10 protein-coding genes are annotated in these 14757 nt (G+C 68.0%); 6 read left to right on the forward strand and 4 right to left on the reverse strand.

What is annotated here, in order from left to right; all coding sequences use genetic code 11:
* Positions 1–62 precede the first annotated feature (62 nt).
* Entirely contained in the window at positions 63–1148 is a 1086-nt protein-coding gene (locus AVKW3434_RS10590; RefSeq protein ID WP_284405809.1) for a hypothetical protein, read from the forward strand.
* Positions 1149–1167: 19 nt separating this feature from the next.
* Here AVKW3434_RS10590 and rsgA read toward each other — a convergent pair whose 3' ends face one another.
* From rsgA to AVKW3434_RS10605, 3 genes are read right to left on the reverse strand one after another with little or no spacing between them, the layout of a single operon-like run.
* Complete coding sequence (gene rsgA / locus AVKW3434_RS10595) at positions 1168–2142, reverse strand: ribosome small subunit-dependent GTPase A (protein WP_284405810.1); 975 nt, start codon at positions 2140–2142, stop codon at positions 1168–1170.
* An 18-nt stretch (positions 2143–2160) separates the two neighbouring features.
* Positions 2161–2499, reverse strand: a complete 339-nt coding sequence (locus AVKW3434_RS10600; protein ID WP_284395098.1) for a 4a-hydroxytetrahydrobiopterin dehydratase — start codon at positions 2497–2499, stop codon at positions 2161–2163.
* Positions 2496–3815 carry a M48 family metallopeptidase gene (locus AVKW3434_RS10605; protein ID WP_284405811.1) on the reverse strand — a complete coding sequence of 440 codons (1320 nt, stop codon included), beginning with the start codon at positions 3813–3815 and terminating at the stop codon, positions 2496–2498. Before AVKW3434_RS10605 ends, AVKW3434_RS10600 begins: the two co-directional genes overlap by 4 nt.
* A gap of 37 nt (positions 3816–3852) precedes the next feature.
* Here AVKW3434_RS10605 and orn point away from each other — a divergent pair, with 37 nt between their 5' ends.
* From orn to AVKW3434_RS10620, 3 genes are all read left to right on the forward strand, one after another.
* The gene (gene orn, locus AVKW3434_RS10610) at positions 3853–4431 is read left to right on the forward strand and encodes an oligoribonuclease (protein ID WP_284405812.1); all 579 of its coding nucleotides are present in this window, start codon (positions 3853–3855) and stop codon (positions 4429–4431) included.
* Positions 4432–4758: 327 nt separating this feature from the next.
* Positions 4759–6651, forward strand: coding sequence for a DEAD/DEAH box helicase (locus AVKW3434_RS10615; protein WP_284405813.1), 1893 nt, complete (start codon positions 4759–4761; stop codon positions 6649–6651).
* A gap of 130 nt (positions 6652–6781) precedes the next feature.
* Entirely contained in the window at positions 6782–8254 is a 1473-nt protein-coding gene (locus AVKW3434_RS10620) for a sensor domain-containing diguanylate cyclase (RefSeq protein WP_284405814.1), read from the forward strand.
* A 45-nt stretch (positions 8255–8299) separates the two neighbouring features.
* Here the strand turns inward: AVKW3434_RS10620 and AVKW3434_RS10625 are convergent, their stop codons facing one another.
* The gene (locus tag AVKW3434_RS10625; RefSeq protein ID WP_284405815.1) at positions 8300–9532 is read right to left on the reverse strand and encodes a multidrug effflux MFS transporter; all 1233 of its coding nucleotides are present in this window, start codon (positions 9530–9532) and stop codon (positions 8300–8302) included.
* Between the two features lie 231 nt (positions 9533–9763).
* On the opposite strand from AVKW3434_RS10625, the gene cobW reads away from it, so the two are divergent.
* Entirely contained in the window at positions 9764–10813 is a 1050-nt protein-coding gene (gene cobW / locus AVKW3434_RS10630; protein ID WP_284405816.1) for a cobalamin biosynthesis protein CobW, read from the forward strand.
* Between the two features lie 33 nt (positions 10814–10846).
* Positions 10847–14686, forward strand: coding sequence for a cobaltochelatase subunit CobN (gene cobN / locus AVKW3434_RS10635; protein ID WP_284405817.1), 3840 nt, complete (start codon positions 10847–10849; stop codon positions 14684–14686).
* Positions 14687–14757 lie beyond the last annotated feature (71 nt).

Below are 14757 nucleotides of genomic sequence, written 5' to 3' on the forward strand. Positions count from 1 at the left end.
TTTGACGCGGCCTTGTTCGTTACCGATGCCCTGCCCCCGAGCAGGTGCTACCAGGACTGTCCATGAACCGAACTGAATCTCCCTCCCGCGAGCCTTCCACGCAGGAAATGTCCGCCGCCGCGGACCGCTTCTGGGCTGCGGTCCTGGGCGAACGGGCCGATTTGCAGGGCCTGGAGTCCGTTCCGTTCATGGAGCGCCTGAATGCCCTGCTGGAGCCTTGCGTTCCCGGGGTCACGGTGGAGGTGGCCGGCGCGGGCAAGGAGGGGCCCGTGGAAGGCCTGGCCCGGCTGGTTTTCACGGCCCACGGGAGTGCCGAGCGGTTTGCCGATGTGCAAGCGTTGACCGCACAGGCACCGGCGCAGTTGCCATGGCGGGTGGAGGCCTTCCGCCAGCGGATGCCCGGTGGCTTCGGCATGCGCATGGACGGATTCGATCTGGCCACCCATGAGCTGCTGGTGCGCGTGGGCCAGATCGATGGACGCATCGCATTGGCGCTGTCGTTTTCCAAGCCCGTGCCCATGGACCTGCAGGACCATGCCCGCCACATGGCGTTCATCTTGCTCGACCACATGCTGGGCGAGTACGATTTTTCGGTGAAGGTCGGGGTGGTGGAATTCGACACCGATGGGCTCAGCGACGACGCGGGCTTCGAGGACTGGGAGCCCGCGTCGCTCGATGACAGCGTTTCGCGCATCGACACCTTCTGGCGTGAGACCCTGGGCCGCTCGGCGGTCTATCCGCCCGAGCCGGTGCGCTGGGCCGCGCTGGAGGGGCGGGATGCCCAGGGCGATCCCATCATGGTGCAGGTCAATCTGAGCGCCAATGCCTTGGTGTCCCGCGCGGATTTCGGCTGGCGCGTGCAGGCCAGCCTGCCGGCGCAGGACAAGTCCGCGCTGCAGCAGGCGCAGGATTTCGAGGATGCCTGGGTCAATGCGGCCACCATGTACCAGCAAGGCATCTGCAGCCACATCGTGCTGCGCGGTGGCACCCGCACGGTGCATTGCTACGTGACCAGCGCCGACCATGCCCTGGAGGCCGCGCGGCGCGCTGCCGAAGCGGTGCCGGGCATGGACCCCCCCGTGCTGGAGGCCGAGCACGAGCCGGCCTGGAGCGACTATCTGGGGTGGTACGTCGAGTGCCGGGACTGAGCGCCGCCGTGCCGTCCCATCACCAATGCCGGTGCTCGCTCAGTTCGGCAAACAGGTTGCTATAAATTTGGTAGCGATTCGCGCTGATGGAATCTGCGCCGGTGCGTGATTCGCCTTGCAATCCGTCCACCTGCGCCATGACCGCGCAGCCGGGCTCGTGTAGGTGCGTGCAGTTGTAGAACTTGCATCCCTGGGCATGCAGGCCGATGTCGGGCATGTAGCGCGGCAGATCGGCTGGTCCGATGTGGTGCAGGCCGAATTCCTGGAAGCCCGGCGAGTCGATCAGGGCGGTGTGGCGTTCGGCGTCCACCCAGTACCAGGTCGTGGTGGTGGTGGTGTGCTTGCCGGAATTGAGCGCTTGGGAGATCTCGCCTGTGAGCGCCGTGGCGCCCGGCACCAGCAGGTTGATGAGCGTGCTCTTGCCCGAGCCCGACGGGCCGAGCACCAGCGTGGTCTTGCCCGACAGGCGCTCCATCAGTGCGACCTTGTCCACCTCGCCTGACTCGGACAGCGACAGCGGCATCACGCCATAGTGGTGTCCGTCCGCTGCGCTGCCGCCCATGTGGCGGTAGGGTAGCAGCCGCTCCCACGCGCGGGCGAAGGGCTCGACCAGGTCGCTTTTGTTCAACGCGATGATCGGCGTGATGCGCTCTGCTTCCGCAGCGATCAGCGCACGGGCCAGTTGGCTCTCCGAGAACACGGGTTCGGCGGCGATCAGGATCAGCACCTGGTCCAGGTTGGCGGCGAAGGACTTGGTGCGGATTTCGTCCTGCCGGTAGAACAGGTTGCGGCGCTCCTTGACCTTCTCGATGGTGCCTTCGTCTCCCTGGCCGGCTGGCGCGGCCTGCCAAAGGACGTGATCGCCCACCACGGCCTGGCTCTTTTTCCCGCGGGGATGGCAAATGCGGCGCTGGCCGTCGGGCGATTCGACCAGGCAATGGCGGCCGTGGCTGGCCACCACGATGCCGTCGAACAGGGCGCTGCGCTCAGCCATGGCGGGGAAGGGGTGTGGTCATGCGGCGAGCAGGCCATCGAAGCGCGATGCGCATTCGATGTCGGTCGCCGAGATGCCATTCACGTCGTGCGTATTCAGTCGCACCACGCAGCGGTTGTAGTGCACTGACAGGTCCGGGTGATGGTCCTGCGCGTTGGCGACGAAGGCCACGGCGTTCACGAACGAGATGGTCTCGTAGTAGTTGGCGAAGCGGTAGGTCTTTTCGATGGCCACATCCGCGCCGTCGCCGGTCAGTTTCCAGCCGTCGAGGTCGGCCAGCTTGGCGACGATTTCCGTCGCCGTCAAAGCACGTCGCGTCTGCGTGGACCAGTCTTTTTTCTTGAGCATCGAAGTCATGGTGTCGGGGCCAGGTTGGGCATGCGCGCCAGCCGTTCGGTGGCCGGCGGATGCGAGTAATAGAACTTCACGTACACCGGATCGGGCGTGAGGGTGGAGGCATTGTCTTCGTAAAGTTTCAGCAAGGCCGTGGCGAGGTCGCTGCCATTGGTCTGGGCCACGGCATAAGCGTCGGCCTCGAACTCGTGGCGGCGCGACAGCTGCGCAAACAACGGTGAAATGAAGAAGGTGAACACTGGCACCGCCAGCAAAAACAACAGCAGCGCCAGGGCATCGTTGGGCGCAGAGCCGGCCACGCCTTCCAGCGACAGGTTGGGCAGCACGCCCAGCCCCGTGTAGAACCAGCCCTGCGTGGAAAGCCAGCCCAGCAGCGCAAAGCCCGCGAGGCTCAGCGCGAAAAGGCTCACGATGCGCTTGACGATGTGGCGGTGCTTGAAATGCCCCAGCTCATGGGCCAGCACCGCCTCGACTTCGCCGGGGGATAACTGGCGCAGCAGGGTGTCGTAGAACACCACGCGTTTGGCTGCGCCGAACCCCGTGAAATAGGCGTTGGCATGGGCGCTGCGGCGGCTGCCGTCCATCACGAAAAGCCCTTTGGCTGCAAAGCCGCAACGCTGCATGAGGGCCGTGACGCGGGCCTTGAGGGATTCGTCTTCCAGCGGCTGAAATTGGTTGAACAGCGGCGCGATGAAGATCGGATAGACCACCATGAGCAGCAGGTTGAATCCCATCCACGCGCCCCAGGCCCAAAGCCACCACAGGGGGCCGGCCGCACCCATGAGCCACAGGATCAATGCCGCGATGGGCAGGCCGATGGCCGCGCCCATCAAGGTGGACTTGGCCAGGTCTGCCAGCCACAGGCGCGCCGTCATCTGGTTGAAGCCAAAGCGTTGTTCGATCACGAAGGTTTGGTAGAGCGTGGCGGGCAGGTCGATCAACCCGCTGATGGCCGCGAAGGCCGTCAGCAGCGCCAATTGCTGCAGCATGCCGCCACCCAGTGCATCGAGCAGGAACTGGTTCAGTGCATCCAGTCCGCCCAGCAGGGTCCAGCCCAGCAGTACCGCGGCGCCCAGTGCCATCTCCAGCAGGCCGAAGCGGGCCTTGGTGATGGTGTAGTCGGCCGCTTTCTGGTGGGCTGTGAGTGGTATGCGGTCGGCGAACGCGGCAGGCACGGCGTCGCGGTGCCGTGCCACATGGCGGATCTGGCGCGATGCCAGCCAGAACCGGAGTGCGAGCCCCGCCACCAGAAAGGCGGCGAACAGCAGGGTGAGAAGGGTGGAGGGCGCGAGCAGCGAGGAAGGGGCAGGGGTGGGCATGTCCGGCGAGTTTAGGCCATCGGCGACAATGCCGGCCATGTCCGATATCGCCAACCCCACTGTGCCTGTGCTACCCAAATCCGACCAGAACCTCGTCTGGCTTGACTGCGAAATGACCGGTTTGAACCCGGAAACCGACCGCCTGCTGGAGATCGCCGTCGTGGTCACGGGGCCGACCCTCAGCCCTCGTGTGGAGGGCCCCGTGTTCGCCATTCACCAGTCGGATGCGCTGCTCAACGGAATGGACGCATGGAACAAGGGCACGCACGGCCGCAGCGGCCTGATCGACAAGGTGCGCGCCTCCACGGTGACCGAAGCCGAAGCAGAGCAACAGATCATCGAATTCCTCTCGCGCTATGTGCCGAAGGGCACGGCGCCCATGTGCGGCAACAGCATCGGGCAGGATCGCCGTTTTCTGGTCCGGTACATGCCACGGCTGGAAACGTTTTTCCACTACCGCAACCTGGATGTCAGCACTCTCAAGGAACTGGCCAAGCGCTGGAAGCCCGAGGCCTACACCACCTTCAAGAAGGCGCAGCGGCACACCGCCCTGGCGGATGTGCACGAGTCGATCGACGAACTCGCGCACTACCGCACCCACCTGCTGGCGCTGTGAGCGCTGGGGGCACTCATGGCGGGGCTGCAACGCACGCGGATCGTTCGATTCGGGCAGGGCGGCTCTAACGCGTTATTTAACCGATTGCATTGCGGGAAAACCCCAGCCGTGCAATAATCGCCGGCTGCGCGGAAATATCGCGCAGTTTGTGCATCTCCCTTCACACACTGGGCCTGCGGCCTGCTGAACCCTTCAGCCTGGATCCCGCGCTAATGCCCACCTGCCCAGCAACATGCTGGCGCTGGTTTCGTTTGATGGTTGATGTTTTTTAACCATTGACGAAGCCTCCGCAGGCCACGCCTGCGGCCGTCTTCGTGTGAGAAAAATATGACCGACACTTTGCAAGTGCAGGGCGAATTCGCGCCTGCTGAATCTTCCATGGCCGTTGAAACGCTGGAATCGTCCGCGATCGAAACCGGCGAATCCATCGAATCCACTGAATCTGCCGCCTTGGCGGAAGACTCGGCACCCGCGTTGCCCAACGGCTTCGTGCGCCTGGGCCTGGCCCCCGAACTGGTGCAGGCCGTGGCCGACTTGGGCTACACCCAGCCCACCGGTGTTCAGGAGCGTGCCATTCCTCTGGCCATGGGTTCGGGCGATGAGTCCAGCCAGTTCATCGACCTGATGGTTTCGAGCCAGACCGGCAGCGGCAAGACCGCCGCGTTCCTGCTGCCCGTGCTGCACACGCTGATCCGCCAGCAGGCCGAAGCCGATGCCGCCGCCCGCGACGAGTTCGACCGTTCCGTTGCCGAAGCCCTGGCCCGTGGCGAGCCGGCCCCCAAGCGCAAACGCAAGGACCCGACCAACCCCCGCAATTTCAAGGCTGCCGCCCCTGGCGCCCTGATCCTGTGCCCCACCCGCGAACTGGCCCAGCAAGTGGCCCATGACGCCATCGAACTGGTCAAGCATTGCCGCGGCCTGCGCGTGGCCAATGTGGTGGGCGGCATTCCGTACCAACTGCAGATCGCCAAGCTGCAGAACGCCAACCTCGTGGTGGCCACGCCCGGCCGCCTGCTGGACCTGCAACGCTCGATGCAGATCAAGCTCGACCAGGTGCAGTTCCTGGTGGTGGACGAAGCCGACCGCATGCTCGACCTTGGCTTCTCGGACGATCTGGCCGAACTGAACCAGCTGACCGCCCAGCGCCAGCAGACCATGATGTTCAGTGCCACGTTCGCACCGCGCATCCAGCAACTGGCCATGCGTGTGATGCACGACAACGGCGCTTCGGTGAAGAAGATCCAGATCGACTCCCCGCAGGAAAAGCACGCCAACATCAAGCAGGTGCTGTTCTGGGCCGACAACGCCCAGCACAAGCGCAAGCTGCTGGACCACTGGCTGCGTGACACGACGATCAACCAGGCCATCGTGTTCGCCAGCACGCAAGTCGAATGCGACGGCTTGGCCAACGACCTGCAGCAGGAAGGCTTCTCGGCCGTGGCGCTGCATGGCGCCCTGAGCCAGGGCCTTCGCAACCGCCGCCTGATGGCGCTGCGCAGCGGCCAGGTGCAGGTGCTGGTGGCCACCGACGTCGCTGCCCGTGGCATCGACGTGCCCACGATCACGCACGTGTTCAACTATGGCCTGCCGATGAAGGCTGAGGATTACACCCACCGCATCGGCCGCACCGGCCGTGCAGGTCGCGATGGCCTGGCGGTGACGTTCGCCGAGTTCCGCGATCGCCGCAAGATCTTCGACATCGAAGGCTACAGCAAGCAGCAGTTCAAGTCGGAAGTGGTGCCTGGCCTGGAGCCGCAGCAACGCGCGCCGCAGGCCCGTCCCGAGTTCGGTGGCCGTGGCCGCCAGGGTGGCTACGAGAGCCGTGACGGCTTCTCGCGCGATCGCAAGCCGGCCGGCGCAGGCCGTGGCGGTTTCGGTGGCCGTGGCGCTCCCGCTCCCCGTGCTGCTGGTGGCGGCTACCAAGGTGCTGGCGGCCATGCCGCTCCGCGCGATGACCGCGGCTTCGGCGGCGGTGCCCGCCGCGACGGCGATGGCTATGGCCGCAAGCCCGGCTTCGGCGACGCAGCCCGTGGCAATGGCTTCGGCGGTGGCCGCAACGAAGGCGGCGCTCCGCGCGGCGACTTCGCTCCGCGTGGTGATTTCGCACCCCGTGGCGAATTCGTTCCCCGCAAGCCGGCGTTCGCGAAGCCCGGAGCCGGCGGCGGCAAGCCTTTCGTGCCGCACGATGCACGCAAGCGCCCTGCACGCCCTGCCCGCTGATCGGCGCGCGGACTGCCGCTGACTGCAAAAGCCAACCCTTCGGGGTTGGCTTTTTTTATGGGCGGACCACACGATGGAACGGTGCCGTCGGCGTCTGCCCGACAATCGTCCGCTTGATTGGAGGTTCCAGATGCCGTCTTCTTTGCCCTCGTCCTTGGACGCGGACTTCGAACACATGTTCGACCTTGCGCCCGTGTCGCTCTGGCTGGAGGACTACAGCGCGCTCAAGCAACTCTTTGCCCGCTGGCGCAGCGAAGGGGTGCAAGACATCGCCGAGCACGTCCGAAACGACCCCTCCTGCCTGCGGCAGTACAGCCATTGCCTCAAGGTCATCAAGGTGAACCAGCGGACGCTGGAGCTGTTCGCCGCGCCGGACCAGGCCACGCTGGAGGCCTCTCTCGGTCAGGTGTTTCGAGACGACATGCACGAGCAGGCCTTGCCCGAGATCCTGCAGCTGTGGTCCGGGGCGACCGAGTTTTCCAACCAGGCGGTCAACTACACGCTCGATGGCCGCCGGCTCGACGTGCAGATCCGCGGACGCATCCTGCCCGGGCATGAGGACGACTGGAGCCGCGTGCTGGTGTCCCTGGAGGACCACACCGCGCAGCACCAGGCAAGCCGTGCCCTGAAGGAGAGCGAACTGTATGCGCGCGGCCTCTTCGAGAATTCGCCCGTGTCGCTGTGGGTGGAGGACTTCAGCGCGGTCAAGCGGCTGCTGGATGACGTGCGTTCGCAGGGCATCCGCGATTTCAAGACCTTCCTCAAGGTGCACCCCGAGTTCGTGGTGCGGTGCATGCACGAAATCCGCGTGATCGACGTCAATCAGGAAACCCTGTCGATGTTCGGGGCCGATTCCAAGGAGATGCTGCTGCACCAGATCGGCAAGGTGTTCCGCGGGGAAATGCAGGAGTCCTTTGCGGAGCAGTTGCTGGACTTGTGGGACGGCAGGCTCTTCCAGCAGCGCGAGGTGGTGAACTACTCCCTCTCCGGCGATGCCGTGAACATCCACATGCAATTCGCCATCCTGCCCGAGCACGCGCACGACTGGAGCATGGTGCTGCTGTCGCTGGTGGACATCACCGCGCGCAAAAAGGCAGAGGCGTACCTGGAATACCTGGGCAAGCACGACGTGCTGACCCAGCTGCGCAACCGGGCCTTCTATGTCGAGGAACTGAATCGGCTCACGCGCAAGGGCCCCTGGCCGGTGGCCGTTCTCGTGATCGACATGAACGGCCTGAAGTCGATCAACGATGAAGAAGGCCATGCGGCCGGCGACGCCATGCTGCGCCGCGTGGGCGAGGTGCTGGCCAAGGCCGTGGATGCGCCGGCATGTGCCGCGCGCATCGGCGGCGACGAGTTCACCGTGCTGATGCCTGCGACCGACGAACGGGGTGCGCATTCCCTCATGGAACGCATCAACTCGCTGCTGGACCTGAACAACCAGTTCTACCCCGGCCGGCCGCTGAGCCTGTCCATGGGAACGTCGAGTGCCTCGTCGGGCGACCAGCTGGAGGCCGCGGTGAACCGGGCGGACCAGGCCATGTACGCCGAGAAGATGCGCTACTACCAAGCCCGCGAGACGGATCGCCGGCGGGGCAACTGAGCCGGCGGCTCGCGCTGCGCCCGGCGGGGCATGCCCCGATCCGGGTCAGCCCGCCGATGCCGTGCGGCCGACGTCCGGCCAGCGGTGGTGCAGGTAGACCCAGGCACCCAGCCCCACGCACATCATTCCCAGTGAGGCACCAGCCAGCCACAGCGTGGAATGCATGACCAGCGGCGCGACGACCCCCGCCACCAGGCCGTTGGCGGACGACCCCACGAAGGCCTGCAGAGACGAGGCCATGCCGCGCCGCTCCGGATGCAGGTCCAGCACCAGCAGGGTGACCACGGGCACCATGAGCGCCCATCCGAACGCGAACACGGCGATGGGCAGCAGCGCCCAGGACACGTGCGCCTTGAACAGCCAGTTCGCCAGCAGGTTCAGGATGGACATGGAGAACATGATCAGAAAGCCGTGGCGGATCTGCCGCTTGGGCGCGATTCGCCCTGCCAGCCGCCCGCTGAGCCAGGCGCCGCCCATGATGCCCGAGATCGTCAGCACGAAGAACCAGAAGAAATGCGTGGGAGCCAGCCCCAGGTGGTCGCCCAGGAAGGCCGGTGCGGCCAGCACGTACAGGAACATGCCGTTGAACGGCACGCCGCTGGCCAGTGCCAGCAGCAGGAAGCGGGGGCTCGAGCCCAGCTCCCAGTAGCCCCGCAGCAGGTGCCGCGCATTGAAAGGCTGGCGCTGCTCGGCATGCAGCGTTTCCGGCAGCAGGCGGTAGTTGGCCAGCCACAGCGTCGCGCCGACGCCGGTCAGGAACCAGAACACGCTGTGCCACCCCGCATGCACGAACAGCCAGCCGCCGATGATGGGCGCGATCGCCGGTGCCACGCCGAAATAGATGGTGACCTGGCTCATCACCTGCTGCGCCTGGGCGGGCGGGAACATGTCGCGGATCACCGCGCGCGACACCACGATGCCCGCGCCCGCCGAAAGGCCTTGCAGCGCGCGGAAGATGACCAGCTGGCCGATGCTCTCCGACAGGGCGCAGCCGGCCGACGCCAGGGTGAACACGGCAATGCCCCACAGCACCACGGGCCTGCGCCCGAAGCTGTCCGACAGCGCCCCGTGGAACAGCGTCATGAAGGCGAAGCCGAACAGATAGGCCGACAGCGTCTGCTGCATCTCCACCGGCGATGCGCCCAGCGCGGCGGCGATCCCCGAGAACGCGGGGATGTAGGTGTCGATCGAAAATGGGCCCAGCATGCCCAGCAGCGCCAGCAGGACGGCCAGGGCCCAGCGCGGTGCGCGCCAGATGTTGTGGGCTTCAGGGTTCATGGATTCGGTGTGGAGCAGGGGACGGGCGAAAGGGCCGTGCCGCCGTGGGGTCGGGGAACGGTCCGCATGCCTGTTGGCACGCCTCGTCGCCGCAGGGCACAGGGTCACGATTATGGTGCAGGCTCCACTTTGGGAGGTGTGCAGGCCGCGCCGCCTGTCCCGCGGGGGACGGCTCGGCGGGTTCCCGGATAATTCCGCAGTCACGCCGTCTGCGGCACCGAAAGAACCGATATGCAAACGTCCAAGATTCCCGCCACCATCGTCACCGGCTTCCTGGGCAGCGGCAAGACCACGCTGCTGCGCCACATCCTCGACAACGCCGACGGCCGCCGCATCGCGGTGATCGTCAACGAGTTCGGCGAACTCGGCATCGACGGCGAGATCCTCAAGGGCTGCGGCATCGGCTGCGACGACGCGGGCAACGAGCGCGAAGGCGCACTCTACGAACTGGCCAACGGTTGCATGTGCTGCACGGTGCAGGAAGAGTTTTTCCCGGTGATGAAGCTGCTGGCCGAGCGGCGCGACCAGATCGATGCGGTGCTCATCGAGACCTCGGGTCTGGCGCTGCCCAAGCCGCTGGTGCAGGCCTTCCAGTGGCCGGAGATCGCCAACGTGTTCACCGTGGATGCGGTGGTGACGGTGGTGGACACGCCGGCCGCCGCCAGCGGCCAGTTCGCCGCCAACCCCCAGGCCGTGGACGCCCTGCGCCGCGCGGACCCCAATCTCGACCACGAGTCGCCGCTGCATGAATTGTTCGAGGACCAGCTCTCCGCTGCGGACCTGGTCGTGCTCAACAAGACCGATTTGGTGGACGCCGACGCGCTGGCCCGCGTGCAGGCGCTGGTGCGCGAGGAGATTCCCTCGTCCGTGAAGGTGGTGCAGTCCGAGCAGGGCCGCCTGCCGCTGGATGTGCTGCTGGGCCTGTCCAAGGCGTCCGAGGCCTCCATCGACCAGCGCCAGAGCCACCATGACCATGAAGAAGACCACGACCACGACGAGTTCGACGCGCACGTGATCGATCTGCCGGCCGTGGACCGCGACCGCCTGTTGACCGCCTTGGCGGGCCTCGTGGAGCAGCACGCCATCCTGCGCGTGAAGGGCTTCGCCGCCATTCCGGGCAAGCCCATGCGCTGGCTGCTGCAGGGCGTGGGCCGGCGCCTGGATCACCACTTCGACCGCGCATGGCGCGAGGGTGAGGACCGCCGCACGCGGCTGGTGTTCATCGGCCAGGCGCTGGATGCCACCGCGCTGCGGGCCGGGCTCGACGGCGTGGCCGCCTGATGCGGGCGCGATAGTCCGGCCCGGCCCGCCCGCATGCACCTGCTGAGCACCCGCCCGGGCGGCTTCGTCGAGGACGAGACCGTCATCACCCGCCTGGACCAGAGCCCGGCGGACATCGTCGTGCTCAGTTCGGCCGACACCACGCTCTCGCTGCTTTCGGCCGCCTGTGCCGAACTGGCGCGCACGCAGCCGGGCTTTCCCTCGGTGCGGGTGGCCAACCTGCTGTACCTGCGCCAGCCCGCGTCGCTGGACCTGTACCTGGACGAGGTGCTGCGCCACGCGCGCGTGGTGATCGTGGACCACCTGGGTTCCGAATCGGCCTGGCCCTACGGCATCCAGCAGATCGGCGCGCTCGCGCGCCGGCAGGGGCTGCGACTGGCCATGTTCTCGGGCGACCTGCAGGAAGACCCGCACCTGGTGGAGCGCAGCACGCTGCCCCCTTCGGTGTGCCATGGGCTGTGGCAGTACCTGCGCGCCGGCGGCGCGGGCAATGCGATGCAGTTCCTGCGCGCGGTGGCCTTCCACGGGCTGGACCATGGCGATGCGCCGCTGCCGCCGCGCAGCCTGCCGCAGGCCGCCGTGCATGTGCCGCCGGCGCTGGGCGTGGCGCGTCCGGCGGGGCACACCGTGCCCGGCATCGACGATCTGCGCGCGGTCTGGGCGCCGGGCGCGCCGGTGGTGGCGCTGGTGTTCTACCGCTCGCACCTCATGGCGGGCAACACCGCGGCGTTCGACGCGCTGGCGCTGGCGCTGGCCGGACAGGGGCTCAACCCCTTGCCGGTGGCGCTCGATTCGCTCAAGGACCCGCTGTGCCTGTCCACCCTGCAGGACCTGTGCCGCCAGCATGCGGTGCAGCTCGTGCTGAACACCACGGCCTTCGCGGCGCTGGAGGAGGGGGCCGCGCTCGCGGGCGATGCACCGGTGCTGCAGGTGATCGCCAGCGGCGGAAACCGCGAGGACTGGTGGGCGGACAGCCAGGGCCTGCGCCCGCGCGACATCGCCATGCAGGTGGTGCTGCCCGAGATGGACGGGCGCATCGTCACGCGCGCCATCAGCTTCAAGGGGCTGTCGCACCGCTGCACGTTCACGCAGGCCGACGTGGTGGCCTACCAGCCCGAGCCCGACCGGGTGGCGTTCGTCGCTGCGCTGGCCCAGCGCTGGTGCCGGCTGCGGGGCCTTCCCAACCCGGACAAAAGGCTGGCGCTGGTGTTGGCCAACTACCCCGGCAGCGAGGGGCGCCTGGGCAGCGGCGTGGGCCTGGACACACCCGCGTCGGTGATCGGCATCCTGCAGCGCCTGCGCGCCGAGGGTTACGCCCTGGGCGACGCCGCGGCCGCGCCGGCCGATGGCGATGCGCTCATGCGCGTGCTGCAGCAGGGCATTGCGAACGACCCCGCGCAGTGGCCGCTGCGTCCCGCCTGGCAGAGCTACGCCCTGGCCGACTATCGCGCGCGGCTGGACGCATTGCCGGAGGGCATGGCGCAAGCCATCCACGACCGCTGGGGCCCGCCCGAGGCCGACCCGCTGCTGCGCCAGGGCCGCTTCATGATCGCGGGCCTGCGGCAGGGGAATGTGTTCATCGGCATCCAGCCGGCGCGTGCCAATGCGGCGGCGCCAGGACAGGGCACTGCCGGTGCGCAGGACTACGCAAGCTACCACGATGCCGAGCTGGTGCCGCCGCATGGCTACCTGGCCTTTTACTTCTGGCTGCGCGATGTGTTCGCCATCGACGCGGTAGTGCACGTGGGCAAGCACGGCAACCTCGAATGGCTGCCCGGCAAGAGCCTGGCACTGTCGCAGGTGTGCTGGCCTGATGCGATCCTGGGACCGCTGCCCCACCTGTACCCTTTCATCGTGAACGACCCGGGCGAGGGCGCGCAGGCCAAGCGCCGCAGCCAGGCGGTCATCATCGACCACCTGATGCCGCCGCTCACCCGCGCCGAAAACCACGGCCCGCTGCAGGACCTGGAGCGCCTGGTGGACGAGTACTACGACGCGCTGCTGGTGGATGCGCGCCGCGCCACGCTGCTGCGCCGGCAGATCCTGGATGCGGTGCGCCGCCAGCACCTGCTTGAAGAGCTGGACCTGGCCGCGCCGGCCGGTAGCGCGCCGGACGACGATGCCATCCTCGCGCGCATCGACGCCTACCTGTGCGAGCTGAAGGAAACGCAGATCCGCGACGGCCTGCATGTCTTCGGCGCCTCGCCGACGGGGCGCCAGCGGCGCGACACGCTGCTGGCGCTGGCCCGCTACCCGGCCGGCGACGGGCAGGGCGCTCAGGCCGGGCTGCTGCAGGCCATGGCCGACGACCTGTTGCCCGGCGATCCCTTCGACCCGCTGCAGATCGAGGCGGCGCAGCCCTGGCAGGGCCCACGGCCCCAAGCGCTGCAGGCCGTGGACGCCAGCCCCTGGCGGCACCACGGCGACACGCGCGAGCGGCTGGAGCTGCTCGCCCAGCAACTGCTGGAGGACGGCGCGCCGGCCGCAGCCTGGCCGCGCACCCAGGCCGTGCTCGCGCGGGTGCAGGGCACGCTGGCGCCCGCGCTGGACGCCTGCGGTGGCCAAGAGTTGGGGCAGCTGCTGCGCGGCCTGCGCGGGCTGTTCGTGCCGCCGGGCCCGAGCGGCTCGCCGTCGCGCGGCCGGCCCGACGTGCTGCCCACGGGGCGCAACTTCTACACCCTGGACACGCGCGCCATTCCCACCCGGACCGCCTGGGAGCTGGGCCAGCAGTCCGCCCAGCGCATCCTGGAGCGCTACCTGCAGGAGCACGGCGAGTACCCGCGCACGCTGGGCCTGTCGGTCTGGGGCACGGCCACCATGCGCACGGGCGGCGACGACATCGCCCAGGCCTTCGCGCTGATCGGCGTGCGGCCCCGCTGGGCGGCGGGCAGCCAGCGCGTGGTCGATTTCGAGGTGGTGCCGCGCGTGGGGCTGGGCCGCCCGCGCATCGACGTCACCCTGCGCATCTCGGGCTTTTTCCGCGATGCCTTCCCCGGCACGGTGCAGATGTTCGATGCGGCCGTGCAGGCCGTGGCGGCGCTGGAGGCCGAGGACGCCGAGGAAAACCCCATCCGCGCCCGCATCCTCGAAGAATGCGCCGCGCTGCAGCAGCGGGGCGTGGACGCGGCCGCTGCACGCCGCCAGGCCGGCTGGCGCGTGTTCGGCGCACCGCCCGGCCACTACGGCTCGGGCCTGAACGGCCTGTTCCAGACCGGCGACTGGCAAGACGACGGCGACCTGGCACGCGCCTACGTGGGCTGGAGCGCCCATGCCTACGGGCAGGACGCCGCGGGCGAGCCCGCGGGCGATGCGCTCGCGCGCCGACTGCAGGGCCTGGACGTGGTGGCGCAGAACCAGGACAGCCGCGAACACGACCTGCTCGACTCCAGCGACTACTACCAGTTCCAGGGCGGCATGGCCGCCGCCGTGCGGCACCTGTCGGGCCGGCAGCCCGCCCTGTACCACGGCGACCACGCCAACCCCCAGGCGCCTCGCATCCGCACCCTGAAGGAAGAGATCGGCCGGGTGGTGCGCGCGCGCGTCACCAACCCCAAGTGGATCGACGGCGCCAAGCGCCACGGCTACAAGGGCGCCTTCGAAATGGCGGCCACGGTGGACTACCTGTTCGGCTTCGATGCCACCACGCGCCAGGTGAGCGACCACCACTACGCGCTGGTGGCCGATGCCTATGTGCTGGACGCCGGCACCCGCGACTTCGTGCGCGCCCACAACCCCGCCGCCTTGCGCGACATGCTCGAGCGCCTGCTGGAGGCCATGCAGCGCGGCCTGTGGCAGGTGCCGGGCGACTACCGCCAGGCGCTGCAAGACCTGCTGCTGGAGCACGAGCAAGCGCAGGAGGGCGCCCGCGGATGACACCCCACGCACCCCGATCTGCGCAACGGCCCGCAACACGGCCCGCAACATCGCCCCTGGCAGCCGGACCG

The sequence above is a fragment of the Acidovorax sp. SUPP3434 genome, assembly GCF_030159015.1.
Taxonomy (GTDB): domain Bacteria; phylum Pseudomonadota; class Gammaproteobacteria; order Burkholderiales; family Burkholderiaceae_C; genus Paracidovorax.

Coding starts and splice junctions, on each gene's coding strand:
- AVKW3434_RS10590 (WP_284405809.1), top strand. CDS start 63: ATGAACCGAACTGAATCTCCCTCCCGCGAGCCTTCCACGCAGGAAATG.
- rsgA (WP_284405810.1), bottom strand. CDS start 2,142: ATGGCTGAGCGCAGCGCCCTGTTCGACGGCATCGTGGTGGCCAGCCAC.
- AVKW3434_RS10600 (WP_284395098.1), bottom strand. CDS start 2,499: ATGACTTCGATGCTCAAGAAAAAAGACTGGTCCACGCAGACGCGACGT.
- AVKW3434_RS10605 (WP_284405811.1), bottom strand. CDS start 3,815: ATGCCCACCCCTGCCCCTTCCTCGCTGCTCGCGCCCTCCACCCTTCTC.
- orn (WP_284405812.1), top strand. CDS start 3,853: ATGTCCGATATCGCCAACCCCACTGTGCCTGTGCTACCCAAATCCGAC.
- AVKW3434_RS10615 (WP_284405813.1), top strand. CDS start 4,759: ATGACCGACACTTTGCAAGTGCAGGGCGAATTCGCGCCTGCTGAATCT.
- AVKW3434_RS10620 (WP_284405814.1), top strand. CDS start 6,782: ATGCCGTCTTCTTTGCCCTCGTCCTTGGACGCGGACTTCGAACACATG.
- AVKW3434_RS10625 (WP_284405815.1), bottom strand. CDS start 9,532: ATGAACCCTGAAGCCCACAACATCTGGCGCGCACCGCGCTGGGCCCTG.
- cobW (WP_284405816.1), top strand. CDS start 9,764: ATGCAAACGTCCAAGATTCCCGCCACCATCGTCACCGGCTTCCTGGGC.
- cobN (WP_284405817.1), top strand. CDS start 10,847: ATGCACCTGCTGAGCACCCGCCCGGGCGGCTTCGTCGAGGACGAGACC.